25 protein-coding genes and 1 riboswitch are annotated in these 26,574 nt (G+C 62.3%); of the genes, 15 read left to right on the top strand and 10 right to left on the bottom strand.

The genetic code is table 11. The features are described 5' to 3' along the window. Window positions 1–268: 268 nt before the first annotated feature. Window positions 269–667, bottom strand: a complete 399-nt coding sequence (locus ACP7BV_RS06790) for a hypothetical protein (RefSeq protein ID WP_426102822.1) — start codon at window positions 665–667, stop codon at window positions 269–271. Window positions 668–932: 265 nt separating this feature from the next. Here ACP7BV_RS06790 and ompR point away from each other — a divergent pair, with 265 nt between their 5' ends. The 3 genes from ompR to ACP7BV_RS06775 all read left to right on the top strand — a co-directional run bounded on the left by ompR (window position 933) and on the right by ACP7BV_RS06775 (window position 4,053). Continuing rightward, window positions 933–1,709, top strand: a complete 777-nt coding sequence (gene ompR, locus ACP7BV_RS06785) for a two-component system response regulator OmpR (RefSeq protein WP_426102820.1) — start codon at window positions 933–935, stop codon at window positions 1,707–1,709. An 80-nt stretch (window positions 1,710–1,789) separates the two neighbouring features. Further along, window positions 1,790–3,082: an ATP-binding protein gene (locus ACP7BV_RS06780; protein ID WP_426102854.1), complete on the top strand. Its 1,293-nt coding sequence runs from the start codon at window positions 1,790–1,792 to the stop codon at window positions 3,080–3,082. Between the two features lie 20 nt (window positions 3,083–3,102). Continuing rightward, complete coding sequence (locus tag ACP7BV_RS06775; RefSeq protein WP_426102818.1) at window positions 3,103–4,053, top strand: threo-3-hydroxy-L-aspartate ammonia-lyase; 951 nt, start codon at window positions 3,103–3,105, stop codon at window positions 4,051–4,053. Between the two features lie 178 nt (window positions 4,054–4,231). On the opposite strand, the gene ACP7BV_RS06770 is transcribed toward ACP7BV_RS06775, so the two are convergent. Continuing rightward, window positions 4,232–5,698 carry a flavin-containing monooxygenase gene (locus tag ACP7BV_RS06770; RefSeq protein WP_426102816.1) on the bottom strand — a complete coding sequence of 489 codons (1,467 nt, stop codon included), beginning with the start codon at window positions 5,696–5,698 and terminating at the stop codon, window positions 4,232–4,234. A gap of 203 nt (window positions 5,699–5,901) precedes the next feature. On the opposite strand from ACP7BV_RS06770, the gene ACP7BV_RS06765 reads away from it, so the two are divergent. Beyond that, window positions 5,902–6,273 (top strand): YXWGXW repeat-containing protein, encoded by a 372-nt coding sequence (locus tag ACP7BV_RS06765; RefSeq protein WP_426102814.1) that lies wholly within the window; start codon window positions 5,902–5,904, stop codon window positions 6,271–6,273. A gap of 14 nt (window positions 6,274–6,287) precedes the next feature. On the opposite strand, the gene ACP7BV_RS06760 is transcribed toward ACP7BV_RS06765, so the two are convergent. After that, entirely contained in the window at window positions 6,288–6,623 is a 336-nt protein-coding gene (locus ACP7BV_RS06760) for a hypothetical protein (protein WP_426102812.1), read from the bottom strand. A gap of 106 nt (window positions 6,624–6,729) precedes the next feature. After that, window positions 6,730–7,047 (bottom strand): thioredoxin family protein, encoded by a 318-nt coding sequence (locus tag ACP7BV_RS06755; RefSeq protein ID WP_426102810.1) that lies wholly within the window; start codon window positions 7,045–7,047, stop codon window positions 6,730–6,732. A gap of 197 nt (window positions 7,048–7,244) precedes the next feature. Here ACP7BV_RS06755 and ACP7BV_RS06750 point away from each other — a divergent pair, with 197 nt between their 5' ends. Together ACP7BV_RS06750 and ACP7BV_RS06745 are read left to right on the top strand one after the other, a co-directional pair. Beyond that, on the top strand, window positions 7,245–7,658 hold the full coding sequence (locus ACP7BV_RS06750) for an SRPBCC family protein (RefSeq protein ID WP_426102808.1): 414 nt from the start codon (window positions 7,245–7,247) through the stop codon (window positions 7,656–7,658). A 184-nt stretch (window positions 7,659–7,842) separates the two neighbouring features. Continuing rightward, complete coding sequence (locus ACP7BV_RS06745; RefSeq protein ID WP_426102806.1) at window positions 7,843–9,000, top strand: iron-containing alcohol dehydrogenase; 1,158 nt, start codon at window positions 7,843–7,845, stop codon at window positions 8,998–9,000. Between the two features lie 3 nt (window positions 9,001–9,003). Here the strand turns inward: ACP7BV_RS06745 and ACP7BV_RS06740 are convergent, their stop codons facing one another. Continuing rightward, window positions 9,004–9,228: a hypothetical protein gene (locus ACP7BV_RS06740; protein ID WP_426102804.1), complete on the bottom strand. Its 225-nt coding sequence runs from the start codon at window positions 9,226–9,228 to the stop codon at window positions 9,004–9,006. A 24-nt stretch (window positions 9,229–9,252) separates the two neighbouring features. Here ACP7BV_RS06740 and ACP7BV_RS06735 point away from each other — a divergent pair, with 24 nt between their 5' ends. Together ACP7BV_RS06735 and ACP7BV_RS06730 are read left to right on the top strand one after the other, a co-directional pair. Next, the gene (locus ACP7BV_RS06735; RefSeq protein WP_426102802.1) at window positions 9,253–10,203 is read left to right on the top strand and encodes a LysR family transcriptional regulator; all 951 of its coding nucleotides are present in this window, start codon (window positions 9,253–9,255) and stop codon (window positions 10,201–10,203) included. 62 nt (window positions 10,204–10,265) lie between these two features. Continuing rightward, window positions 10,266–10,364: riboswitch (TPP riboswitch) on the top strand. Window positions 10,365–10,454: 90 nt separating this feature from the next. Further along, window positions 10,455–12,563, top strand: a complete 2,109-nt coding sequence (locus tag ACP7BV_RS06730; RefSeq protein ID WP_426102800.1) for a TonB-dependent siderophore receptor — start codon at window positions 10,455–10,457, stop codon at window positions 12,561–12,563. Here ACP7BV_RS06730 and ACP7BV_RS06725 read toward each other — a convergent pair. The 3 genes from ACP7BV_RS06725 to ACP7BV_RS06715 form a co-directional block, all read right to left on the bottom strand. Continuing rightward, window positions 12,560–13,078 (bottom strand): AAA family ATPase, encoded by a 519-nt coding sequence (locus ACP7BV_RS06725; RefSeq protein ID WP_426102798.1) that lies wholly within the window; start codon window positions 13,076–13,078, stop codon window positions 12,560–12,562. The genes ACP7BV_RS06730 and ACP7BV_RS06725 overlap by 4 nt on opposite strands. Further along, complete coding sequence (gene pnuC / locus ACP7BV_RS06720; RefSeq protein WP_426102796.1) at window positions 13,075–13,677, bottom strand: nicotinamide riboside transporter PnuC; 603 nt, start codon at window positions 13,675–13,677, stop codon at window positions 13,075–13,077. Before pnuC ends, ACP7BV_RS06725 begins: the two co-directional genes overlap by 4 nt. 272 nt (window positions 13,678–13,949) lie before the next feature. Next, on the bottom strand, window positions 13,950–16,091 hold the full coding sequence (locus tag ACP7BV_RS06715) for a S46 family peptidase (RefSeq protein WP_426102794.1): 2,142 nt from the start codon (window positions 16,089–16,091) through the stop codon (window positions 13,950–13,952). Between the two features lie 539 nt (window positions 16,092–16,630). Between ACP7BV_RS06715 and ACP7BV_RS06710 the strand changes: the two genes are divergently transcribed. The 7 genes from ACP7BV_RS06710 (at window position 16,631) to ACP7BV_RS06680 (ending at window position 24,616) form a co-directional block, all read left to right on the top strand. Then, on the top strand, window positions 16,631–17,884 hold the full coding sequence (locus tag ACP7BV_RS06710) for an efflux RND transporter periplasmic adaptor subunit (protein ID WP_426102792.1): 1,254 nt from the start codon (window positions 16,631–16,633) through the stop codon (window positions 17,882–17,884). Window positions 17,885–17,906: 22 nt separating this feature from the next. After that, complete coding sequence (locus ACP7BV_RS06705) at window positions 17,907–18,569, top strand: ABC transporter ATP-binding protein (RefSeq protein ID WP_426102790.1); 663 nt, start codon at window positions 17,907–17,909, stop codon at window positions 18,567–18,569. A gap of 9 nt (window positions 18,570–18,578) precedes the next feature. Next, window positions 18,579–19,820 (top strand): ABC transporter permease, encoded by a 1,242-nt coding sequence (locus tag ACP7BV_RS06700; protein WP_426102788.1) that lies wholly within the window; start codon window positions 18,579–18,581, stop codon window positions 19,818–19,820. Continuing rightward, window positions 19,820–21,016: an ABC transporter permease gene (locus ACP7BV_RS06695; RefSeq protein WP_426102786.1), complete on the top strand. Its 1,197-nt coding sequence runs from the start codon at window positions 19,820–19,822 to the stop codon at window positions 21,014–21,016. Before ACP7BV_RS06700 ends, ACP7BV_RS06695 begins: the two co-directional genes overlap by 1 nt. Before the next feature lie 19 nt (window positions 21,017–21,035). Continuing rightward, complete coding sequence (locus ACP7BV_RS06690) at window positions 21,036–22,418, top strand: sigma-54-dependent transcriptional regulator (RefSeq protein ID WP_426102784.1); 1,383 nt, start codon at window positions 21,036–21,038, stop codon at window positions 22,416–22,418. Continuing rightward, complete coding sequence (locus ACP7BV_RS06685) at window positions 22,415–23,773, top strand: sensor histidine kinase (protein ID WP_426102782.1); 1,359 nt, start codon at window positions 22,415–22,417, stop codon at window positions 23,771–23,773. The genes ACP7BV_RS06690 and ACP7BV_RS06685 overlap by 4 nt, the downstream gene beginning before the upstream one ends. 363 nt (window positions 23,774–24,136) lie before the next feature. Continuing rightward, window positions 24,137–24,616, top strand: coding sequence for a VOC family protein (locus ACP7BV_RS06680; protein WP_426102780.1), 480 nt, complete (start codon window positions 24,137–24,139; stop codon window positions 24,614–24,616). Between the two features lie 57 nt (window positions 24,617–24,673). On the opposite strand, the gene ACP7BV_RS06675 is transcribed toward ACP7BV_RS06680, so the two are convergent. Continuing rightward, window positions 24,674–25,177, bottom strand: a complete 504-nt coding sequence (locus ACP7BV_RS06675) for an SET domain-containing protein (protein ID WP_426102778.1) — start codon at window positions 25,175–25,177, stop codon at window positions 24,674–24,676. A gap of 7 nt (window positions 25,178–25,184) precedes the next feature. After that, entirely contained in the window at window positions 25,185–26,567 is a 1,383-nt protein-coding gene (locus ACP7BV_RS06670) for an efflux transporter outer membrane subunit (RefSeq protein WP_426102776.1), read from the bottom strand. Window positions 26,568–26,574: the final 7 nt, after the last annotated feature.

Below are 26,574 nucleotides of genomic sequence, written 5' to 3'. Positions count from 1 at the left end.
TATGGAGCGTAACATGATGCAGCCCTGAAACGAGTATATCGCCGAGAAAAAATACCGCTGAGCCGCCCTGCCGGATGACGGCGTTGCGCGCGCCATGGTGACATAAAGCATGTGACAAGAATCACTGTAACGTCAAGCACTGTGACGGCGAGCGCCGCGATGTCAAGCGTGGTGACATAAAGCACGGTGACCTACAATATGGTGACGCGACGCACGGTGACGTGATGCATGCTGACGTAAAAACGGGCGCCTGGGGCGCCCGTCGCGGCTAACGGCGCCGGCCGTGGTTGGGGTACAGGTCGGCGCCTGCCTCGTTGATCTGGCGCCGCAAATCGCGCCGTTCGTCGGCCGTCATGCGGCCATTGCGGCGCCCTTCATTGCTTTGCTGTTGCTGCTCGGCCTCGCGGCGCTGCTCTTCGGCGCGTGCCTGATTGGTGCGCTCGTCGTCCTGGCGCTGCTGACGCTCGTCGTACTGGCGCGGCTGCTGGCGGGGGTCGGCCTCGCCGCTGTACTCCTGGCGCTGCGGCTCGCCGCGCCGTCCCGGGCCGGCGTGCGCCGCCGACATCGACGCACAGCCGATCAGCGCGCAGGCAAGCAGGCGCCGCACAAGCGCCGTACCGAAGACCGGCTGGCCTGCTGCCTTGCTGTTGAAATGCGCGTTATTCATGGTGAACCTCTTTGCGTTGCGACGCTGCCGGGGCGACTGATGGTGCGGCCTGTTGCGTTGCTTTATTCATTGTGCTCCTCTTCCGCGTTTGCTTATAAACAGATAAGCTCAATGACGCTGGATTCCAGTGTAGGGGGAATCAATTTTCCGAGTAAGCCGAATTGGGTAAAGTTTGTAATAATTTGTAATGCCCATGTCACCGCCCGTCGCATCGGGCGATAAGACGTTACCATAGCGACATCAATATGACAAATCTGACAGCGATATGAACTCACAATCGACACCAACAGCAGGCAACAATACAACGCCCGTGCAAACCAATGGTCATACCGCCAAGATTATGGTAGTGGACGATGACGTGCGCCTGCGCGACCTGCTGCGGCGCTACCTGACCGAGCAAGGTTTCAACGTGGTGACGGCCGAAAGCGCGCCGGCCATGAACAAACTATGGCTGCGCGAGCGCTACGACCTGCTGGTGCTGGACCTGATGCTGCCGGGCGAGGACGGCCTGTCGATCTGCCGCCGCCTGCGCGGCGCCGGCGACCAGACGCCGATCATCATGCTCACCGCCAAAGGCGAGGATGTCGACCGCATCGTCGGCCTGGAGATGGGCGCCGACGATTATTTGCCCAAGCCGTTCAACCCGCGCGAACTGGTGGCGCGCATCGGCGCCGTGTTGCGCCGCAAAGGCCCCGACGAAATCCCGGGCGCTCCGTCCGAAACGCCGCAAACGTTCGAGTTCGGCGCTTTCGTGCTCGACCTGGGCACGCGCACGCTGAAAAAAAACGGCGACACCGTGCCCCTGACCACCGGCGAATTTTCCGTGCTCAAGGTCTTCGCCCGCCACGCGCGCCAGCCATTGTCGCGCGAAAAACTGATGGAACTGGCGCGCGGGCGCGAATACGAAGTGTTCGACCGCAGCCTTGACGTGCAAATTTCGCGCCTGCGCAAACTGATCGAACCGGATCCCTCGTCCCCGCTGTATATCCAAACCGTGTGGGGCCTGGGCTACGTGTTCATCCCTGAAGGCCAGCCGCGCTAGTGCCGCGCGATCCGACCGGCGCCCGTAAAAGCGGCCCGACCTGGCTCAGGAGCGGGCTGTTCTGGCGCACCTTCTTGCTGATGGGGATACTGACGGCCGTGTCGATGGCGTCCTGGATCGGCATGATCAGCGCCGTGCAGCGCGGCCCGCAGGTGCAGCAGACGGCCGAACTGGTGATCTCGGTCGTCACCATCACCAAGACCGCCCTCACCAATTCGGCGCCCGAGCTGCGCACCGAACTGCTGTTCGAGTTGTTCAGCAACGAAGGCATTCGCATCTTCACGCTGGAAGACAGCGACATTGTCGACCCGCCTCCTGACAATCCTTTGATGAACGACATCGAAAAGATCGTCAAGGACAGGCTTGGCCCGGATACCCGTTTTTCCAGCCGCGTGAACGGCTCGCCCGGCTTTTGGATCAGCTTCAAGATCGACGACGACAAATACTGGCTGATGCTCGAACGCGAACGGCTCGAAGGGCTGACCGGCGTGCAGTGGTTCGGCTGGGCCAGCGTGGTGGGCGTGCTCTCGCTGCTGGGAGCGGGCATCATCTCGCGCCTGGTGAACCAGCCGCTGGCGCGCTTGTCGGTCGCCTCGCGCGCCATGGCCCAGGGCAAGCGGCCCGACCGCCTGCCCGAAAAAGGCCCCAAGGAAGTACGCGAAGCGAACCGCAGCTTCAACCAGATGGTGGACGACCTGCAGCGCGTCGATTCCGACCGCGCCGTGATTTTGGCCGGCATTTCGCACGACCTGAGAACGCCGCTGGCGCGCATGCAGCTCGAACTTGAAATGGCCAATCTGACGGACGAAGCACGCGAGGGCCTGCAGTCCGACATCGGCCAGATGGACGCGATCATCGGCCAGTTCCTCGACTACGCCAAGCCGACCGAAGCGGGCAGCTTTGTGCCGGTCGATTTGTCCGACCTGCTGCACGACTGCGCGCGCGAGGCCGGCCGCATTGCCGACGTGCGCATGACAACCGACATCGCGCCCGACGTGCACGTGCTGGGCAACGCGACCGACCTGCGGCGCGTCTTTAACAACGTCATTGAAAACGCGCGCCGCTACGGCAAGACGGCCGGCCAGGACGCAACCCAGATCGACATCTGCTGCAAGATCGTCCAGCGCGGCCAGGGCCGGCGCGCCCTGATCGAGATGCAGGACCATGGCCTTGGGGTGCCAGAAGAAATGATCGAGAACCTGCTCAAGCCATTCACGCGGCTTGACAGCGCGCGCGGCCAGGCCAACGGCGCCGGGCTCGGGCTGGCCATCGTGCAGCGCGTCGTCACGCGCCACAACGCCGAACTGAAGGTGGGCAACCGCGACGGCGGCGGCTTGCGCATCCAGATCGCGATGCCGCTGGCCGACACTTGACCTTTACACGAGAGACCATCATGACCGACTATCGCGATATCGAGGCTGCGGCCGAACGCATCGAGGGTGTGGCCCACCGCACAGCGGTGCTCACCTCGCGCACCGCCGATGAGATCAGCGGCGCGCAGCTGTTTTTTAAATGCGAAAATTTCCAGCGCGCGGGCGCTTTCAAGTTCCGCGGGGCGTACAACGCGATTGCGCGTTTTACCGAGACGCAGCGCCAGGCCGGCGTACTCACTTACTCGTCGGGCAACCACGCGCAGGCCATCGCGCTGTCGGCCAGCCTGGCGGAGATACGCTCGGCGATCATCATGCCGCACGACGCGCCGGCGTTGAAGGTGGCGGCGACCAAGGCGTATGGCGGCGAAGTGATTTTCTATGACCGCTACAAGGAAGACCGCGAAGAGATCGGGCGCAATCTGGCGCGCGAGCGCGGCATGACCTTGATCCCGCCGTATGACCATCCGGACGTGATCGCCGGCCAGGGCACGGCGGCCAGGGAGCTGTTCCAGGAAACGGGAGAACTCGACGTGTTGCTAGTGTGCCTGGGCGGCGGCGGGCTGCTGGCCGGCTGCGCGCTGGCGGCGTCGGCACTAAGCCCGTCGTGCAAGGTAATCGGGGTGGAGCCGGAGGCCGGGAACGATGGCCAGCAGTCGCTGCGCAAGGGCGAGCTCGTGCATATCGGGGTGCCCGACACGATCGCCGATGGCGCCAAAGTCACGCACCTGGGCGCGCACAATTTTGAAGTGATACAGCGCCACGTGGATGACATCATAACTGTATCAGATTCACAACTAGTGGCCACGATGCGGTTTTTCGCCGAGCGCATGAAGATGGTGGTCGAGCCGACCGGGTGTTTGGCGGCAGCGGCCGCGCTGCATGGCGCGCTGCCGCTGCAGGGCAAGCGCGTGGGCGTGTTGATCAGTGGCGGGAATGTGGATCTGGCGATGTTTGCAAAGTATATTGCGTAGAGGCTCGCGAGACCGTCACAAAAGGTATGGGTAATGTGTAGGTCGGATAAGCGGCAGCGCAATCCGACATATGCGTCGCGTTGACGCATGTCGGATTGCGCTATCGCTTATCCGACCTGCTATCCGTAGCAGTGCGATGTAGTCCCCCACAAACGCTCTGCAACAGCCGCGTTTTTCATCAGCCAGCCGCCTCCACCGCTTCCTTCACCACATAATTGTCGATATCAAAGCGCCGCGTGATGCGCCGGTAGGTGAACGTGAACCCTGGCCACATAGTGTAATTGCGGCCCTCCTTGTCCAGGTACCAGCTGCGGCAACCGCTACTCCACACCGTCCCCTTCATCCGCCGGCGCAAGTCGGCGTTGAACGCCGCTTGCACCTCCTGCCTGACTTCCACCGAATGCAGGTCGAGGTCCAGGATATCCTTCACGGCGCCCAAGACATAACGCACGCCCGACTCGATCATGTAAATCATCGAGTTATGACCGAGCCCCGTATTCGGGCCGTTGATCATGAAGTAATTCGGAAAGCCCGCCACCGCGCACCCCTTGTACGCCTCGCGATTGACCGCGAACAGTCGCTTGCCGGCGCGCCCCACGATGTCGAGCGCGCTCCCCGCGTGCTCGACATCGAAGCCGGTGGCGAACACGATCGCATCGATTTGGCGCTCTTCGCCGGCGGCCGTGACGATGCCGTGCGCCGTCACGCGCGCAATCGGATCGGTGACCAGGGCCACGTTCGCTCTGGCGAGCGCCGGGTAATAGGTATTCATCAGCAGCACGCGCTTGCATCCCAGCGCATAGTTCGGCGTGAGCTTTTGCCGCAGCGCCGGGTCGGCCACTTGCGCGTGCAGGTGGCGCCTGGCCTTGCGCTCGGCCACGCGCAGCATGGTCGGCCGGTACACATACCAGAGCGCACGCGACTCGTACTGCACGTATGCGAGCGCCCGATACAGCCATTGCAGCGGCGGCGCCTTCGCCAGCAGCGACTGTTCGAGCCGGCTGATGGCGCGGTCCGGGCGCGGCAGTATCCACGGCGCCGTGCGCTGGTACAGGTCCAGCTGCGCCACCTGGCCGGCGATCTCGGGCACGAACTGGATGGCACTCGCGCCTGTGCCGATCACGGCCACGCGCTTGCCGCGCAGGTCGTAGCCATGGTCCCAGCGGCTCGAATGGAACATGGCGCCGGCAAAGTCGGCCAGGCCAGGTAGCGCCGGCAGCGCGGGCCGGTTCAGGGTGCCCAGCGCCCCCACCAGGCAGCGCGCCCTGATGACACCGCACCCGGCACGAACGTGCCAGCAGCCGCCCTCCTCGTCAAAGCGCGCGCTTTCGAGGGCGGTGCCGACGCGGATGTGCGGCGCCAGGCCGAACTCGCGCACCACGCGGCGCGTATAGGCCAGTAATTCTTCCTGGCGCGCGAAGCGGCGCGTCCAGCGCGCGTTCTGGGCAAAGGAAAATGAGTACAGGTGACTCGGCACGTCGACCGCGCAGCCGGGATAGCTGTTGGCCCACCAGGTGCCGCCATATTCGCGGTCCTGCTCGAGAATGATGAAGTTGTCGATCCCTTCCTGCTTGAGCCGGACCGCCATGCACAGCCCGGCAAAGCCGCTGCCCACAATGACGACGTCGAAGCGTTCCCTATTCATGCGCGTGGCATGTTCAGGGCAAAGCGTTCAACGGCGGGCGGCAACTGGCGCATAGTGATAGTCCACGACAAGGAGCCATGGACGATAGGCGCGGCATGCGGATTTGTCAACCGATGTCTATTCCAAAGTGTGTTGTGTGCCGCACATACCGATCGTATCTGGAGGGCGACAACTGAACTACATGAACTTCTCAGGAGTTGAAAATGATGAAAAAACTGTTAGTCGCTGCCATGCTCGCCGGTTCGCTTGGCACTGTCGCCGCCCCGGCGTCGTCTGCGATCATCGTAGTCCGGCAGGCGCCGCCCGCACCCCGCACGGAAGCCGTGCCGGCCGCACGTCGCGGCCATGTCTGGGTGCCAGGGCACTGGGACTGGCGCGGCGAGCGCTATGTGTGGGTAAAGGGTAATTACATGCGCGAGCGCCGCAGTTACATGTACGACCAGCCAAGCTGGGAAGAGCGTGACGGCAGATGGCACAGGACTGGCGACGCCTGGCGACGCGGCGACCGTGACAATGACGGCGACGGCGTGAAAAACCGCGACGACAACCGCCCTAACAACCCGAACCGCAATTAAGCACCAGTCAAGTCTCAGGCACCGCCAGCCTGAACAAGGCGGTCCAGGTATTCCCGGACCGCCTCGACGCTTGTAAATTCTCCAATCACCTGCTGTACGCCCTCGAGCGCCTCGCGCAGCGTTGCGTGATCGCTGTCGCTTGCCGGTACCAGGTGATACACGCCGTTCTTGGTTGTAAACAAGCCGCGCTTGTTCGGAATGTCAAATTGCGCACCCAGCGCGTGCCCGTGTTCGTCCCAGAACAGCCACATGGTCGCCTCCACGGCGCTACCTTCGCAATAGGAGGCGGCGGTCAGCGCATCGGGGAAAACGTGTAGCGAACGGTCGTCAGTATCGGCGGCAAAAATCAATCTGGATTCCTCTTTCGAGTGTCGTCTCGCTGCGCGTGACGGAACTTTCCACGCGACAACATAATTAGTCCCTCCGGACAATACTTGGCACTGCCAGGCGCTTGCCTCAGTCGCCTGCAGCCAGTGCCTCGCGCACCTGGTCGGCATCGGCAGGGCGCACGATGCGCGCCAGCTCCTTGCCCTTGCGCAGCACCAGCAGCGTGGGCCACAGCTTGACGCGAAACGCACGGCCAAGCGCCCTGCCGCTGCCATCTTCGACCTTGATGTGCCGGACTGCGGGATAGGCGGCCAGCGCCGATGCGATCAAAGGGGCTGCATTGCGGCAATGGCCGCACCAGTCGGCGCCAAATTCAAGCGCAATCACCCCATCAAGGGCATCGACAGCCCGGCGTTCCGGCTGGGCAATGGTGTAAGGCTGGGACATGGAAGCTCCTGCACGTTCAGATGCACAAGCCTACCGCAAATTGGCTGATCGCTAACGCACCCATCGCAATCGCGCGCGCGATCGACGCTTGCCGGGGTGCTTCAGATTGGAGGGAAAACGCCACCGTGCTAATCTGGCATCAAAAGGCAGCCGCTGTTTGCCTTGGCGGCCCACATCCACGACAACCAGGAATCACTATGTTCAAGAAAATTGCCATTGTCCTCCTCGTCGTCATTGCCTTGATCCTGGGCCTGGCGTTCACCAAGCCCGACACTTTTGCGGTACAGCGGGTGGCCACGATCACGGCGCCGCCCGAGAAAATCCTGCCTTTGATCAGCGACTTTCACAACTGGCCGGCCTGGTCGCCCCGGGAAAAACGCGATCCGGCCATGCAGCGCACCTTCAGCGGCGCACCCAACGGCAAGGGCGCGGTGTATCACTGGACCGGCGATGCCGACGTTGGCCGCGGTCGCATGGAGATCACGGACTATGCGGCGCCGGCCAGCGTCACCATCAAGCTCGAGTTCATCGAACCGGTCGCCATGGCCAGCATGACGCAGTTCGTCCTCACGCCGCAGGGCGAGCAGACCACCATCACCTGGAACATGTAAGGTCCGATGCCCATCATGAGCAAGATCATGAGCGTGTTTTACAGCATGGACGCCATGCTCGGCCCCGACTTTGAAAAAGGCCTGGCACAGCTCAAGGCGGCGGCCGAGAAGTAGGCATGGCCGGCACCGAAAGCGGCATTGAGCGATAATCCCTGTTCTTGTTTTCGCCACCAGAGGAATAACCGTGCTCAATTTCGATTTCTACAATCCGACCCAGATCCTGTTTGGCAAAGGCCAGATCGCCGCACTGGCCAGGCAGGTACCACCGGGCGCGCGCGTGCTGCTCGTCTACGGCGGCGGCAGCATCAAGCAAAACGGCGTGTACGACGAAGTGATGCAGGCGCTCGCCGGCCACCACGTCAGCGAGTTCGCGGGCGTGGAGCCCAACCCCAGCTACGAAACGCTGATGGGCGCGATCGACCAGGTCAAGGCCGAGAAGATCGACTTCCTGCTGGCCGTGGGCGGCGGCTCCGTCATCGACGGCACCAAGTTCATCGCCGCCGGCGCGCTGCTGGCAGAGGACCCGTGGACCATCCTTGAAAAGCACGGCGCCAACGTCACCGCCGCCATGCCCTTCGGCGCCATCCTGACGCTGCCGGCTACGGGTTCCGAGATGAACGCGGCCAGCGTCGTCACGCGCAAGTCGACGCAGGAAAAATTCGCCTTCATGAACCGCAACGTGTTCCCGAAGTTCGCCATCCTCGACCCATCCAAGACGTTTTCGCTGCCCGTGCGCCAGGTCGGCAACGGCGTGGTCGACGCCTTTGCCCACGTCATGGAGCAGTACATGACTTACCCGGTCGGCGCCAAGGTGCAGGACCGGTTTGCCGAAGGACTGCTGCTCACGCTGATCGAAGAAGGACCGCAGGCACTGGCCCACCCCGACGACTATGACGTGCGCGCCAACGTGATGTGGTGCGCGACGCTGGCCTTGAATGGCCTGATCGGTGCCGGCGTGCCGCAGGACTGGTCGACCCACATGATCGGCCATGAACTCACGGCGCTGTATCACCTCGATCATGCGCAGACGCTGGCCGTCATCCTGCCGAGCATGCTGCGCACCCGCAAGGACGCCAAGCGCGCCAAGCTGCTGCAGTTCGCCGAGCGCGTATGGGACCTCAAGGGCGGCGACGAAGACACCCGCATCGAGGCGGCGATCGTCAAGATGGAAGCCTTCTTCAACCAGATGGGCGTCAAGACGCGCTTGAGCGACTATCAGCTGGGCGCAAAGGAGATCGATGCGGTGCTGGGGGTGCTGGAAAAGCACCGCATGGTCAAGCTGGGCGAGCATCGCGACGTGACGCTCGCGGTCAGCCGCAAGGTGCTGGAAATGAGTCTCTAGCAATCAAGCCACGACCAGCAATGCGCCAATGAGCGCCAGCACTGCAAGGGTGACGCCGAAGGCGTAGCGAAAAAGCAGGCTGATGCGCTTTTCATCATTGGCCTGCTCGTTCGAAGCGGGGGAACAAATTGCGGTAAGGGTTGTCATGCATATCTCCTGGTTGATGACGTTGTCGAAGAATTCAGCATAGATAACATCAGCAGGCAATACAATACGGTGAAATTGCACATCACTGTGTCTTCCGGAGAAACAATGGAATCCCTGTCCGACAATCTGGCTGATCTGTTCGTCTTCGTCAAAGTCGTGGAACTGAAAAGCTTCTCGGAAGCGGCGCGCGCGAGCGGCTCCACCAAGTCGACCGTGAGCAAGCAGGTGCGCCGGCTGGAAGATACGCTGGGCGCCAAACTGCTCAACCGCACCACGCGCCGCTTGGCGCTTACCGAAGTGGGCCAATTGGCGTACCAGCATGGCTTGCGCATTGTTGAAGAAACGGCCGCCCTGCGCGGCTCGGTCGAAGGCATGCAGGCCACGCCGCGCGGGCACTTGCGGGTCACGACCTCGGTCGCCTTCGGCAATTTGCACCTGAGCCGGCTGATCGGGCAGTTCCTGAACCTGTATCCGGATATCAGTGTCGCGCTCACGCTCAGCGACCGCTATGTCGATATCGTTGAAGAGGGCTTCGACGTCGCTATCCGGCTTACCAGCACGCCGATTGACAGTTTTGTCGCGCGGCGCCTGGCGCCAATTGCCTATGTGGTGTGCGCTTCGCCAGCGTACCTGGCCAGCCATGCGTCCGTTGCCACCCTTGCGGATCTGGCCTCGCACAACTGCATGGTCAATGGCCTGGCGCGCGACGCCATCTGGCGTTTCGCGCGCGATGGCCAGGTCAGCGACGTGAAGGTCACGGGACGGTTTGCCGTCAACAGCAGCGAATCGCTGCGCCGGGCGGTGCTTGACGGTATCGGCATCGGCTTGCTGCCGACCTTCGCCATCGCCGACGACCTGCGCGCCGGCCATCTCAACGTCCTTCTGCCCGGGTACAGCATCGAAGGCACGTTCGGAAACAGCATTCATGCGATTTTTTTGCCGAGCAAATTTGTCGCGCCCAAGATGCGTGTCTTCGTCGACTTCCTGCTTACCCGCTTCAAGGACGAAGAGCACTGGAGCCGCACACCGGCCGATGAGCCGGGACAGCCGTGGTAAGGACCGTTCTGCACAGGCATGCCATGCATCGACAGCTGGCAAACACGGCATGTGATAAAATCACTATTCGCTAGGGGTCCTGGAACGCACGTTCCGGGTGAGAGATACCCTCCGTACCTGATCTGGATAATGCCAGCGAAGGAAAGCGCAAGGTTGCAAGTCGTCCCTCCTTTGTCCTTCCCCCACGCGCGTCATTCCAGCTCTTTTTTTAAGCACGGCACCGGCACGCCCGGTGCGTAACAAGAGCCATTATGTCATCGCCAAACTTGAAGCAAACCCTCCTCGCCCTGGCCATCTGCCAGGCGTTCACCTTGCCGGCGCACGCGCAAGACAGCACCCAGGCCATGGCCGAAGTAGTCGTCACCGGCAGCAAATTCGTCGCCACCGACCGCGCCAGCGTGGCCGGCTTTTCCGAAACGTCGCTGATGCAAACGCCGGCCTCGGTGGTCTCGATTGGCCGCGAGCAGATGCAGGACCTGGGCATTCGCAATGCCACCGACGCCATGCGCTTCGACGCGAGCGTGAGCGATTCGTATAATGCAGTGGGCTACGCCGAGATGTTCTCGATCCGCGGCTTCAAGCTCGATAACGCCTCGAGCTACCGCAAGGATGGCCTGGTCATCTCGGGCGACGCCCAGATCCCGCTTGAAAACAAGGAACGCATCGAAGTTCTCAAAGGCATCGCCGGCTTGCAGGCCGGCGTAACCGGCCCTGGCGGCATCGTCAACTACGCCGTCAAGCGCCCCACCAACACCGCCCTGCGCTCGGCCACGATGGAATTGCGCGAGCGCGGCACCGCTTACGGCAGCGTGGACCTGGGCGGGCGCTTTGCGGACAAGCGCTTCGGCTACCGCTTCAACGCGGCCGCCGAAAACCTGAAGTCTTACGTCAAGGGCGCCGACGGCCAGCGCCAGTTTATCTCGGCCGCGTTCGACTGGCAGATTTCGCCGCAGGCGCTGGTGCAGCTCGACATGGACTACCAGCACAAGTCGCAGCTCACGGCACCTGGCTACCAGCTCATTCGCGGCACCGAACTGCCGTCGCACGTTTCGCCATCGATGCTGCTCAATGACCAGCCGTGGGCCAAGCCGGTCGACACCCGCACCAGCAACGTCGGCCTGCGTTTCGAATACAAGTTCAGCGACGCCTGGCGCGCCACGCTGGCCGCCAACCGCCACAGCTTCAAGCGCGACGACTACACCGCCTTCCCCTACGGCTGCAGCGAAGAAGGCAAAGGCTTCTATCCGGGCTACTGCTCCAATGGCGACTACGACGTCTACGATTACCAGAGCGCGGGCGAGCGCAAAAATCCGTTCGCCAGCCAGGCGCTGTTGCAAGGCAAATTCGCCAGCGGCAGCGTGCAGCACGAACTCACGCTCGGCTACGCCGACATGGAGCGCAGCGACTATTACGGCGACTATGTCTACGACTACGCTGGTGCGAGCAACATCTACAAGAACGTGATCGTGCCGCCGGCGCCGGGCAACCCAGGCACCGGGCCGGTCACGGAGCGCAACCACGACGTGGAGCGCTCGCTGATCGTCCAGGATGTGCTCACGCTCACGCCCCAGCTCAAGGTGCATGCGGGCCTGCGCCACGTGGCGGTCAAGCGCAACGCCAACGTCGACACCAGTTTTAACCTGCCGAACCTGTCGCTGGTCTACAACCCGAATCGGGACTGGATGGTCTACGGCACCGTCGCGCACGGCATGGAGCATGGCGGTGAAGCGGAGTTCGGCACCAAGAACTACCCCGACGTACTGGCGCCGAGCCGCTCGCGGCAAATTGAAATCGGCGCCAAGGGCGTGGTCAGCAGCATGCTGACCCTTTCCGGCGCGCTGTTCCAGATCAAGCGCGGCAACGAATTCACCAGCACCGACAATTACTTCGTACGGGGCGGTACGCAGACCCACCGCGGGCTCGAACTGGGCGCCCAGGGCAACGCCACCAGCGCGCTGAAATACAGCCTGTCGCTCACCGCGCTCAACATGCTGATCGACGGCACCGGCAACGCGGCCTTCGACGGCAAGCGCACCGCCAACGTGGCGGCCTTCAAGTCGGCAGCCGTGCTGGAATATGCGGTGCCGTCGGTGGCCGGACTGAAGGTCAATGGCGTGTGGACCTATTCGGGCAAAAAAGCCTTTGACGCGGCGAACACGGTGTTTGTGCCCGGCTACCATGTACTGGGCCTGGGGACGGCGTATGCCACGCGCATCGGCGGCGTGGCCACGGTGATTCGCCTGAACGTGGACAACGTGACCGACAAGTTCTACTGGCGCGACGCCACCCCGGAACTGGGCGGCTACCTGTTCCCGGGCGCGCCGCGCACGGCAAGACTGTCGGCGCAGTTCGACTTTTAAGCGGGATTGATCAGGCGGCCGGCCTGCAGCACCCTCTGGTGCAGGCTGCCGCTCACCAGCAGGTACGGTATGGCGCGCTGCTGGAGATTCTCGATTAGCAGAGCATGCACGCTCTGGCGCACTTGCTCCGATTCGCGCTGCAGGCCGTCGGCCTGCCACGGGCTGTCAAGTGCCGTCACCAGCGTGAATGCATAGTCGTGGCGGCGCTCGAGCAGCGCCAGCTGCGCATCCACCCTCCCCCAATACCAGCGGCTGTAGACGCCCGTCATCAAGGGCGTCGTGTCGCAAAACAGAAAGCGCGAAGCTTTCGCGCAGGCGGCGTCTTCGCGTTCCATCTGCGTGCGCGCGATGCCATACTGGTCGCTTTCGTCAGGCACGCGCGCGTGGATGTCGACAAAATCGCGCAGGTATTCGGGCACCCACAGCGTGTTGTACTGAAAGGCCAGAGCATGGGCCAGAGTCGATTTTCCGGACGATTCCGCGCCCAAAATGGCGACCCGTTTTACATCGCTCATGCCGGCTCGCGCGCGGCGTCGCGCTGCCAGGCGACCAGGCCTATGCCGGCCAGCACCACGAACAGCGCGTACAGAACGGCGGTCAGCGCCAGGCCCTTGTAGACGTACAGGCCGACGTACAAAATATCGACGATGATCCAGACGGTCCAGTTCTCCACTTTTTTACGCGATAGCAGGACCTGGCCAACCAGACTGCCGGCGGTAAGAAAGCCGTCGATGTGGGGGACGTCGGTGTCGGTGTAACGCGCGAGGAAGACGGACAGGATGGCAAAGCCGATTGCCCAGCCGATGGCGCAGTAAACCAGGCTTTTGGGCGTGCAGCTTGTTACGGCCAGCGGCGCGCGCGCGGCGCCGCCATGCAGCCATTGGTACCAGCCCCATACCGATACAACGATGAACACGCCCTGCAGGCCCATGTCGCCGTACAGCCTTGCGTCGTAGAAGACGACGGCGTAGGTGGCCGAGGAGACGATGGCGAACAGCCAGGCCCAATGCAGCTGACGGATGTTCAGGACCACGGTCATGACCGACAGGACAAAGGAGATCAGTTCGAGGGGCGTGGTGGTAAAAAGGCCAAGCAGGTCGATGGGGGTATTCATTCGGGAAGGAGCGCAGGGATGGAGCGCTATTGTACTGAATGGTGAAGCTGGCACTGAACTAATTGTTACAGGTCGGACGAGCGCACGTGCCTTCCAACACGGGCCGCGGGCGGCTCTGAATGGTGAAGCTGGTACTGAACTAATTGTTACACGATGGCTTGTCGTAGGTCGGATAAGCGCAAGCGCAATCCGACACGGGCCGTCGGCGGCTCATGTCGGATTGCGCTTGCGCTTATCCGACCTACGTTGTGCAGCATCCTCGCGACGTGAAATTACTTCTTCGGATACTTGATCGTCATTTCCTTGAGCAGGTTGTCGGCGTGATCGATCTCCTTCATCACCCACAGCATGTACCGGATATCGACATGAATGGCGCGCGTGATGCCGCTGTCGAAGTACCAGTCCTTGGTGATCGACTCATAGGTCGAATCGAAGTTCAGGCCAACCAGTTCGCCGCGCTTGTTCATGACGGCGGAACCGGAATTGCCGCCCGTGGTATCGGCACTCGACAGGAAATTGACCGGCACCGTCCCCAGCGCAGCATCCTTGAACACGCCGTAGCGCTTTTGCTTGACGGCGTCGAGCAGCGGCTGCGGTGCAATGAAAGGATGCACGTTGGTGTGCTTCTCGGCGATCCCTTCCAGGGTCGAAAACGGCCCCTTGACCAGGCCGTCGCGCGGCGAGTAAGGCGACACGGTGCCGAACGTCACGCGCAGCGTCGAATTGGCATCCGGGTACACCGGTTTGCCCTGCGTCTTTTTGTACGCGATCAGCGCCAACATGTATTGCGGCACCACGCGTTCCATGTTGCCGTCGATTTCCTTGCGCCGGTCTTCCAGCGCCATGTTCGCTTCATGCAGCTTGACGGCCAGCTTGATGAACGCGTCGTCCGACTTGACGAAGGCATCGGCATCCTTGTTCATCCACGCCAGGCGCTTGGCGGTGTCGCCAAGTTCCGACTGCTTGTACAAAGCGGCCACCGCGCCCGGCGCAGGCAGCAAGGAATCCACGCCTTGCGGATGCATGTTGGAAGGCAGCTTGGCGTAGCGGGCCAGCGACGCGCCAAAGCGCGCCTCGTCAACCCGCGCATCATACGACTGCTCCAGGCGTGCCAGGCGCGCCTTGATGAACGACAGGTCGCGTTCCTGGTAGCCGCTTTCGCGCTTGGCGTCGGGTTTTTGCTTTTCCAGCGCCAGGCGGTACAGCGTGGCGGCGCTCTTGAGCAAGTCGCTTTTGGATGCCACCGCCGCGCCGAACTCTTCGTTCTGCAGCGTGATGTCGGAGGCGATCAGTGCATCGAGTTCGGCCAGCATGGTGCCCGACACGCCGCCCGTTGCGCCCTGCTTGCCGATCCAGGTACGAAACTCGGCGTCTTGCGCGTCCTTGATGGCGGCGATGTCCTTGCGCTTGAAGCCGTCGAGCAGGCCCTGGGTTTTCTTGAGCACGTTGTTGATGCTCTTGACCACGCTGGCATAGCGCACTTCGCTGCCGCCTTTGCTGGACGCGGCGATCACTTCAAGGTCGGCCTGCATGTCGGCCACGCGCACCGGAAAACTCACGTCGCGCACAAAACGGATTTCGGTGGGCAGCTTGTAGCGGCTGGTGCGGCCCGGGTAGCCGGCCAGCAGGATCGGGTCGCCGGCCTTCAAGCCTTCGGCCGAGACGACCAGGAAATCCTTTGATTTGAACGGCACATTGTCGGGCGACGGATCGGCCGGACGGCCATCCTTGCCGACGTAGGCGCGCAGGAAGGAGAAGTCGCCGGTCTGGCGCGGCCACTCGAAGTTGTCGACGTCGCCGCCAAATTCGCCAATCATGTCGGACGGCGCATACACCAGGCGCACATCGCGGATCATCATCTGGCGGATGCGGTAGTACTCAAGGCCGCGGTGAAAGCTCGGCACCGAGCAGCGGTAAGCCTTGTCAGTCTCGCATTCGGCGATCAAGGCCTTCACGCGCGAAGCGACTTCTTCGTAGCGCGCGCGGCCCGACATACCAGGGGTCAAGCCCTTGAGCACGCGGTCGGTGACGTTTTCCAGCTTGTCGGTCACGTACACGCGCAGGTTCGGGCCGCCCGGCAGTTCGGCCGCGCGCGTGGTGGCCAGAAAACCTTTCGCGATCAGGTTGTTCGCGGGCGTCGAGTTGCGCTGGATGGCGTCGTAGCCGCAGTGGTGGTTGGTGACGACCAGGCCATCGCCGGAGACGAACGATGCCGAGCAACCGCCGGTGGAGACGATGGCGCTCATCGGATGCTTGGAAAGGTCAGCCAGTTTTTCAGCCGGGATGGTAATCCCGATGCGTTTCAATTCGGCTTTCAGTTGCGGCAGCTGGTGTGGCTGCCACTGGCCTTCATCGGCGTTCGCGGTAGCGAAGACGCTTAACAAGGCGACGGGCAATGCGATGGATTTCAACAAGATATACCCCAAAAATAAATGCAAGCGGGGAGTATATCGTTGTTAGTGAGCGAGGGAAATTAATTTGAATCGGGGCGTATTGACGCCTTACAGCGTGCTGATGCTGGCGGGTGTTGCGCATGCTTTGAGAACATGAGGCTGAGCGGAAAAAGCTTTGACCGGTAACTGGAGCAACATCGGTACATCGGCAACATGATCAGCATCAGCAGCCTCAGCAGCCTCAGCAGCCTCAGCAGCCTCAGCAGTATGTGCAGCATGTTCGACGCCAGCTACATCGTCCTCGCGGGGACCCATGTAAAAGTTGCTCAGTTGAACCGTTCCATGGGTCCCCGCGTTCGCGAGGACGATGTGGGTTTGGGGGTTCGCAAAAACATCCGGTTATCTGTTGCGGCGATGGGCGACACTTCCTTTCCAACAACCCCGCTGCATTTCAAAGTGTCCGGAACCGGACACTCCCCTGCACAGGCGGGCATTTTTCGGCCCCATACCCCCCCTCGCCCCTTGGCAGCGGCTGGCACAGCGCTTGCTATACCACCCGCATGGATATCCCAATCACCCCCGCCACCCTCCAGCGCCGCCGTCGCCTCACCATGCTGACCGGCGCCCTCGTACTGACCGCGCTGTGCGCCAGCGCGTGGGGCGTGAACCGCATCCTGCGCCCAAGCGTCAACGCCGCGGACATCCGCGTGGCCGAGGTGCGCCTGGGCGACATCGCCAACACCATCAACGCCGCCGGCGTCGTCATCCCGATGCACGAAGAACTGGTCACCAGCCCGATCCAGAGCCGCGTGGCCAAAGTGCACGCCAAGCTCGGCCAGAGCGTGGCCGCCGGCGCCCTGCTGCTCGAACTGGACGACCACGCCATCGTCCTGGCCCGCGACAGCTTCAAGGAACAACTGGCGCAACAGGAAAACCGCATCCTGGGCCTGACGCTGGAACTGGAGCAAAGGCGCAAGCAGATCACCAGCGCCATCGAACTGCTGCAACTGGACCTGCAAAGCGCACGCGTCAAGTTCGAGCGCTACACCACCTTGCGCAAAGCGGGCGGCGTCTCCGGCGAAGACATGCTGACTGCAGAACTGAACGTCAAGCGCTTCGAAATCCAGTTGCGCCAGCAGCGCGAACTGATCGACGACACGCGGCGCGCCACCAGCAGCAGCATCGAAGGCGCGCGATTGCAAAAAAACATCCTGCAAAAGCAGCTGGAGCAGCAACAGGAACTGCTCGAACGCACCCGCGTGCGCGCACCGTTTGCCGGCGTGCTCACGCTGCTGGTGGAGGACGAAGGCGCCAGCCTGGCTATGGGCCAGCAGGTGGCGCGCGTGTCGGAACCGAACAACTACCGGGTCGAGGCGTCGCTGTCGGACTTTCATGCGCGCAGCCTCAGCCCCGGCCAGTCGGTGCGCATCGAGCAGGGCAAGGAGACTTTAACGGGCCATGTGCAGACGGTGCTTCCTGAAATCCAGAACGGCACCGTCAAGCTGCTCGTCACGCTCGACCAGCCAAGCCACCCGCTGCTGCGCAACAAGATGCGGGTCGACGTCAACATCGTCACCGACCAGAAGCAGCAGGTGCTGGTGGCCGACAACGGCCCGGCGATCAACGGCAAGGGCCGCCAGCAGCTATATATCGTCCAGGATGGTATCGCCCGCAAGACGGAAGTGAACATTGGCGCGGGCGACGGCAAGGCGGTCGAGATCATCGCCGGCACCGCCCTGGGCGACAAGATTATTGTGTCCGACACCAGCGCGTTCAAGCAGCACGAGCGCATCAGAATCAACAATCAACACTAAAAACTAGCCATCAAGGAACATCGTGATCAAACTCGACAAAGTCAGCAAGACCTACCAGACCGACAAGGTCGAAACGCTCGCCATCAAGGAAATCGACCTGCATGTGAAGAAGGGCGAATTCGTCTGCATGATGGGCCCTAGTGGTTGCGGCAAGAGTACTCTGCTCAACCTGATTGGCTTACTCGACCGTCCCGGCACCGGCACCGTGCAGGTCGACGGCGTGAGCGTCACCAACTACCGCGACAAGCAGGTCGCCGCGCTGCGCAACACGACCTTCGGTTTCATTTTCCAAAGCTTTCACCTGATCAACGACTTGCGCGTGATCGACAATGTCGAACTGCCCCTGTTGTACCGCAAGCTGTCGGGTGGCGAACGGCGCCGTCTGGCGCGCGAGGCGCTGGAAAAGGTTGGCCTGGGCGCGCGCATGGATCACTACCCGAACCAGTTGTCGGGCGGACAGCAGCAGCGCGTGGCGATCGCGCGCGCCATCGTCGGCCGCCCGCAAGTGCTGCTGGCCGATGAGCCGACCGGCAACCTTGACAGCAAGATGGGCGCCGACATCATGGACATCCTGCTCAAGTTGAACAGCGAAGGCACCACCATCGTCATGGTCAGCCACAGCGAGCAGGACGCCAAGCTGGCCGGGCGCATCGTGCGCGTATTCGACGGCCAGCTGGTCAGCTAGGAGCGTACCGTGTTCAAAAACTATCTGCTGACCGCCTACAAGGTCTTCATGCGGCGCAAGCTGTTTACCGCCATCAATCTGCTGTGCATCGTGCTGACGCTGGTGGTGCTGATGGTCGTTACGGCCATGCTCGAAAACGCTTTCTATCCGTCCGGTGTGGAAGGCAAGAGCAACCGATTCCTGCAAGTAATGCCCGTGCGCATGGAGTCGCTAGACAAGACGCGCACCTCGACCAGCCCGCTCGGCTACCGGATCATCGACAAATACTTGAAACCTCTGAAGTCGGTCGAGCTGGTCTCGGCGGTAACAATCACGTCGACCGTGGCGGTGTACCAGGAAGGGCGCGTCACGGAGTTGCAGATGCGCCGGGCCGACGCCAATTACTGGCGCATTCTCGACTTCACCTTGCTGGCCGGGCGCCTGACGACGGCGGACGATGACGACAAGGGGCGCTTCGTGATTGTCATCAACCAGTCGTCGGCCAGGAAGCTGTTCGGCCAGGCCGACGCGGTGGGCAAGACGATCAGCGTCAGCGGCCAAAAATTTGAGGTGGTCGGCGTGGTCAAGGATGAGCTGCACATCAATGCGTTTTCCGACCTGTGGGCGCCGATTACGACCTTTCCCTCCACGGAATACCGCGAGCAACTGTCGGGCGAATTTACCGCGCTGCTACTGGGCAAGAGCCCTGCGGACTTGCCGCTGATCCAGCAAGAGGTACAAATGGTCGCCAAGAGCGTCCAGGCGAGCGACCCGAAAGCGTGGGGGCGGGTCTATTTCTGGGCAGACAGCAAGCTTGACGCCATTGCACGCACGACCATCGGCGACCCGGACAAGGAAAATTCCGGCGCCGGTATTTTACTGGGGACAGTGGCGGGCGTCATGCTCGTGTTCATGATGCTGCCGGCGCTCAACCTGGTGAACTTGAATACGGGGCGCATCCTGGAACGCAGTTCCGAGATCGGTGTACGAAAAGCCTTCGGCGCCACCAGCGCCCAGTTGGTGTTCCAGCTGATTATCGAAAACGTGCTCTTGTGCCTGGCAGGCGGCATCATTGGCCTGTTGTGCGCAAAAGGCGTGCTGGTGTGGCTGGAACACTCGGGCTTGATTCCGTCCATGAAAATTGACATGAATTTCGCCGTGCTGTGCTACGGCCTGCTGCTGACCCTCGTGTTCGGCCTGCTCTCCGGTGTCTTGCCGGCTTGGAAAATGTCGCGCCTCGATCCTGTTCACGCCCTCAAGGGAGCCATTTGATGTTTCGCCACTTACTCAAGCTGATCTGGAAGCGCAAGTCCAGGAACCTGTCGCTGAGCCTGGAAATCCTGCTCGCCTTCGTCGTCGTGTTCGGCATTGCCGCCGCCGGGTTGCGCAATTATCAGCTGTACCAATTGCCAACCGGTTTCGTGAGCACCGACGTCTGGGCGGTGGATATCATCGGTGCCGGCGAAGTCCTTAACGGCCCCTCGCTGGGCACCTACGACCAGTTCAAGCGGGGCCTGCTGGCCGTGCCTGGGGTGCAGCAGGTGGCCTTTTCCAGTTCCGCACCCTATGCGCATGCCAATTTCCGCACCGGTTTTACGCTGGAAAACGGACGTCATGTCCGAACCGAAATTGCCTTTGTCAGCGATGATTTCTTCAAGGTGTTGGGCATCAAGGCTGTCCAAGGCCGCACCTTCGAGCAGAGCGACGCCGGCGCGGCGGCCGTACCGGTCGTCATCAACCGCCGCGTTGCGCTGGAGATGTTCGGCAGCACCGACGTGCTGGGCAAGCAATTCAATTCCGAAGAGCGCGGCAAAACCGTTTCCACGACGAAGCGCGTGGTGGGCGTGATCGACGATTACCGCAAGAAGGGCGAATTTGACGCGCCAGGCAACGTTGTCATCGCCCTTCACTCAGCGGCGAACAATGACGGCCCGCGCACGATCCTGCTCAAGATGGCGCCGGGCACGCCGCGCGCGTTCGAGGAAACGCTGAACCGCGAACTGAAACTGCTCAACAACGCATGGTCGTACCGTATTGTGCCGGTGGAAGCGCTGCGCGCCGCGTCGATCCGCGACATGGCAACCCCGCTGATCATCCTGTCCGTCATTGCCGCCTTTCTGCTGCTGATGGTCGCCTTTGGCCTATTCGGCGTGCTGTGGCAAAACACCACCCGCCGCATCCCCGAGATCGGCCTGCGGCGCGCGATCGGCGCCAACGCGGGGGACATTTACCGGCAAATCATCGCCGAGCAGTTCCTGCTCAGTTCCGGCGCCATGCTGATCGCCTTGTTGCTGCTGGTGCAGTTGCCGATCACCGGCGCACTGGGCGAAATGCTGAACTGGAACGTCTTCCTGGCGGCGACGGCAGTATCGATGGCAGTGATCTATCTGCTATCCTTGCTTTGCTCGGTGTATCCGGGCTGGCGCGCCAGCCGCATGAGCCCGACCGAAGCGCTGCATTACGAATAGCACGAACAGAAAAGAGACAATGGATTCACGTACCCAACGCATTTTGATTGTCGATGACGACGCCGCCGTCCAGGTGTCGCTTGCCCTGCTGCTCAAGCAGTCCGGGTTCGAGACGGCGTGCTGTGACAATCCGCGCCAGGCGCTCGAAGCGCTGGCCAAATCGCCGTATGACCTGGTGGTGCAAGATATGAATTTTTCGCTGCAAACGAGCGGCCAGGAAGGCATGGCGCTGCTGGCGCAGATCAAGGAAAAGTATCCGGCGCTGGCGGTGTTGCTGATGACGGCGTGGGGCTCGATCACGCTGGCAGTGCGCGGCGTCAAGGCAGGCGCGGCCGACTTTTTCACCAAGCCGTGGAACAACGCGCAACTGATCGAACTGATCGAGAGCACGCTGGAACTGTCGGCCAGCCTGTCGCCGCAACGGCTCAACCGCAAGGCGCTCGACCAGCAATTCGATTTTTCCGCGATCGTGGGCGAGCACCCTAAACTGCTGCGCGTGCTGGGCACGATCGGCCAGGTGGCGCGCACCAAGGCGCCTGTGCTCATCCTCGGCGAAAGCGGTACCGGTAAGGAATTGATTGCCGACGCCATTCACCGCAACAGCCCGCGCGCTACCCGTTCGCCCGTCAAGATCAATATGGGGGCGATCACGCCGTCGCTATTCGAGAGCGAAATGTTCGGCCATGTGCGCGGCGCCTTTACCGACGCCAAGGCCGACCGCAAGGGCCACGTGGCCTGCGCCCACGAAAGCACCCTCTTCCTTGACGAAATTGGCGAACTCAATCGCAGCGACCAGGTCAAACTATTACGTGTCCTGCAGGACCAGAGCTACCAGCCCGTGGGCGCCAGCCGCCCCGAGCAGGCCGACATCCGCGTGGTATCGGCCACCAACCAGGAGCTGGCCGAGCTGGTTGCGTCGGGCGACTTTCGCGAGGACTTGTTTTACCGGCTGAACCTGATCACCATCCGGCTGCCACCCTTGCGTGAACGGCGCAGCGACATTGCGCTGCTGGCTGAACATATCATCACGGGGGTGTCGCACCACTATGGCATTGATCCGGTAACGATTACGCCGCAGGCGCTGGAATGGCTCAGCGCCCAGCCGTGGCCGGGCAATATTCGCCAGCTCAAGCAGACGCTGGAACGCACCGTGCTGCTGGTCGGTAAAAGCCAGCTGACGCAGGCTGACTTTATCGCCGCCGAGCAGCGCGACGATGGCGGCGCGCACAAGCTGGGCGTCGATGGCATGACGCTCGAACAGGTCGAGCGCCACATGATCGGGCAGGCGATGGAACAGCATCGCGGCAACATCTCGCGCGTGGCGCAGGCGCTCGGTTTGTCGCGCACGGCGCTGTATCGCAGGCTTGAACGGCACGGCATCGGGGCCGGGGCCGACGAATGAAGCTGCGCTCGCAGTTTGGCACCTACCTGCTTGCCGTTCACCTGGGGCTGTTCGCCCTGACGGTGTTTCTGTTCCGCCAGAACATCGCGCTATTTCTGGCGATCGAAGTGCTGCTGCTTGCCAGCCTGGCATGCGGCTTTCGGCTGGTGCGGCGCGCCCTGCGCCCGCTCGAATATACGGCGCGCTTTCGCGACCTGCTGCAAGACCAGGATTACGCCGCCCGCATGACCGACAGCACCTTGCCCGAGCTGGACGAACTGGTCAGCCTGTTCAATACCATGCTCGCCACGCTCTACCGCGAAAGACTGGAATTGGGCGAACAGCGCGGCTTTCTCGACAGCCTGCTGGAAGCGACGCCAAGTGCCGTCATCGTGTTCGATTTCGAAGGCAATATCAGCCTGATGAACGCCAGCGCCAAGGCACTGCTTGCGCTCGACGACCCCAAGGGTAAACCGCTGAGCTACTGGGGCGAGAGCGGCCTGCCAAGCCAGCTCGACGCCTTGCCGTTGGGTGAAAGCCAGTTGCTGACCGACCGGGAAGGCCGGCGCTTTCGCGGCCAGCGCGGCCAGTTTTTTGATCGCGGTTTTGCACGCGGCTTCGTGCTGGTGGAGGAAATGACGGATGTGCTGGAAAGTTCCGAACGCGCCACCTACGACAAACTGATCCGCGTGCTCGCTCATGAAGTCAACAATACCGTGGCCGCGACCGGCTCGGTGATGGATTCGCTGCTGTACTACAAGACCCAGCTGGCAGAGCACGACAGCGAAGATTTTGGCACTGCCGTGGATGCCGTCAAGCGGCGCAATGTCAGTCTGGGCGAATTCATCGAGCGTTTTACGCGCGTCGTAAAAATGCCCGAGCCCGAGCTGCGGCCGGCGTCGGTGGCGGCGATGATGGACGACATCTTGTACCTCAACCGTGAACAGTGCAAGCGCAGCGGCATTGCGATTGGCTGGGCGCGGCGCTCCGAAGCGGCGCCGGTGCGGCTGGACAGCCACCTGATGGAACAGGCGCTGCTGAACATCGTCAAGAACGCGGTCGAGGCGGTGGAAGCGAGCCAGGCCGAAACGGGGGCGGCGGGCTACATTTCGTTCGCACTCGACGATGAAGGCGATCGCCTGCGCCTGTCGATCGTTGACTCAGGCAACCGGCTGGGCGAAGTGCCGGCGCGCCAGTTGTTCACGCCCTTTGTCAGCACCAAAAAAGGCGGCCAGGGCATCGGCCTGATGTTCGTGCGCGAAGTGCTTAACCGCCACGGCTTGCCGTACAAACTGGCCGCCAACGGCGCCAACGAAACGGTGTTCGATATCTGGTTTCCCGTCGCAAAACGCGTGTTAGCGCTTAGCAAGGAATGACGGAAGGGATTCAACGGCGCTGCCGCTGGTGTGAACGTGCCGCAGTGAGGAGCGTAGGTCGGATAAGCGTCAGCGCAATCCGACCTACCGCCGCCACGCATTAATTAGGAGAGCCATTGCCATCCGTTCTATAGGTCCCCGCGTGCGCGAGGACGATGTAACTGTGCTGCATCGTTGCCATTTTTGCGGCCGCCTCCTGCGCGAAAACGACCTTGCCACGTTCCCGATGCTGCCGACCTTTCTGTCACAGTTGCGCAGGCATACCAGCGCGTATGTGCTCAACTGTAAGGAACGCCAACTGCACCGGAAAGCGGGCATTATTCTTGGTGTAAGCTACGCATTGGTCACCCATCGGAGAAAAATATGGTCAGCAAAAACACGATTTGCCTCTGGTTCAACGGCTCCGCAGCAGAAGCGGCGCGATTTTACGCAGAGACGTTTCCCGACAGTGCGGTAGGAGCCATCTTTCGCGCACCCAGCGACTACCCCGCCGGCAAAGAAGGCGACGTCTTGACAATCGAATTCACCGTGCTTGGCATCCCATGTATCGGCCTGAACGGCGGCCCGGCCTTCAAGCACAGCGAAGCGTTCTCGTTCCAGGTTGCCACGGACGACCAGGCGGAAACCGACCGCTTGTGGAACGCCATTGTCGACAACGGCGGCGAAGAAAGCGCATGCGGCTGGTGCAAGGACAAGTGGGGCCTGTCATGGCAAATTACGCCACGCGTTCTCACCACGGCGATCGCCAGTCCTGATCGCGCGGTGGCGAAGCGCGCATTTGAAGCAATGATGCAAATGCGGAAAATCGACGTCGCCAAGATTGAAGCAGCGGTACGCGGATAACTTGTTGAGCGTCCGGCTGGCCATCCCCGCTGGCCAGCCACTGTCGTACTAAAGCGCTTATTTTTTCCTGGCGCGCTTTTTCGGCGCCAGCATGGTCCCCGTGCACGACGGCGCCCCGCAGCGGCACGCGAACAGTTTTTTCACGGCAGCCGTATGCCGCTCTTCATAGATGAGCGCGTAGTTGTAATTGAGTTCCTCGCCCTTTTCAATTTCTTGCAGCGAGTAGATGAACACGCGCCCTTCCTCCTCGTACGCCTCGCAGTTGGGCTCGCATGCGTGATTGATGTAGCGCGAGTCATTCCCGCCGCTGCCGCCATCGATCACATTGCCGTCCGCAAGCGAAAAGAAAAACGTATGGTTCACCGGCCCGCCGCCATTTTCGGCGCGGATGGCTGATTCGTCAGCCGTGATGCGCTCGCCTTCATATTCCACGATGCGCTCGCCGGCGTCGATCTTGCGGCGCGAAAAGACGCCATTGCCGTGAATGTGGGAGCGCCGCACTTCATATGCGACGCCATCGGCGCCGGCCGCCTTGGTGGTATTGGAGGTTTTATTGGTCATGGTGGCGCTATTCTAACGAAGCTTGCCAGCCGCCGCCCAACGATTGAATCAAAGCGACCGTAGTCGTCTGGCGGTCGGCCTGCGACTGCACCAGCGAGCGCCGCGCCGACAAGGCCGTAGACTGCGCCTGCACCACTTCGGTGTAGCCCACCTGCCCCGCCTTATAGCGATTCAACATCTGCGCTTCGACCTGGTCGGCGGCAGATGACGCCTGCCTGCGCAGCACCTGCTGCTGCGCCAGCACGCGCGTGGCGGACAGCTGATTTTCCACGTCGCCAAAAGCGTCCAGCACGGTCTGCCGGTAGCGCGCCACCGCAACGGCATGCTGCGCCTGGGCGCCGGCCACGTTGGCGCGCGTGGCGCCCGCGTTAAAGAGCGACTGCGCCACGCTGGCGCCAAACGACCATAACAGGTTCGAGGCGCTGAACAGCTCGCCCATCTTGCTGCCGCCCGCACCGAGCGAAGCGGACAGACCGATGTTCGGATAGTAGGCCGAGCGCGCGATGCCGATCTGCGCGTTGGCCGCCGCCACGCGCCGTTCGGCACCGGCGATATCCGGACGGCGCTCGAGCAAGGTCGATGGCACCAGCACTGGAATGTCCGGCACGTTGGCCGTCCACGGCGCGCTTACCAGCGCAAAATTGGCGGGCGCCTTGCCGATCAGGATGGCGATTGCGTGTTCGGACTGGGCGCGCGAGCGGGTCAGCGCCAGCTCGTCGATACGGGCATTGGCCAGCTGCGTCTCGGCCTGCAGCACGTCCGACTTGCCGACGATGCCGGCCTCGTAACGGTTCCTGGTAATGGTCAGCACGCGCTCATAGCCGTCCAGCGTGGTGGCCAGCAGCGCCTTTTGCGCGTCGCTCTGGCGCACTGCAAAGTAATTGATGGCCAGCTCACCCTGGGCTGACAGGCGCGCCGCCGCCAGGTCCGCCGCACTGGCCGCAGCGCCCGCGCTGGCGCCGCTCACGCCGGCGCGCAGGCGTCCCCACACGTCCGGCTCCCAGCTGCCGCCGATATTGAGCCGGTAATTGCTGGCACTGTCCTGGTCCCTGCCCCCTGACCGGTCGCCCAACAAGCCCAGGTTCACGCTCGGGAACAGCGATGCGCGCTGCTGCGCCACGGCCGCGCGCGCGGCGGCGTACGAGGCCACGGCCGCTGCCACGTTCTGATTCGATACTTCAACCTGGCTGGCCAGGCCGTTCAGCACAAGGTCGTTGAACAAGGTCCACCAGGGACCGCGGTCAAGCGCGTCTGCCGGGGCGGCCGGCGACCAGCCGGCGGCCTCCTTGAAGCTGGCGGACGTGGGCGCGGCCGGCACCTGGTAGGCCGGGCCGACAGCGCAACCGGCGGTGAGCGCCGCAGCCAGGACAAGCGGGAAAATGGGACGCATAGGAGCA

It is taken from the genome of Massilia sp. TSP1-1-2, from assembly GCF_049896185.1.
GTDB lineage: Bacteria > Pseudomonadota > Gammaproteobacteria > Burkholderiales > Burkholderiaceae_D > Telluria_A.
The sequence above is the reverse complement of the archived record's forward strand: the minus strand, read 5'-3'. Positions and strand labels throughout refer to the sequence as shown.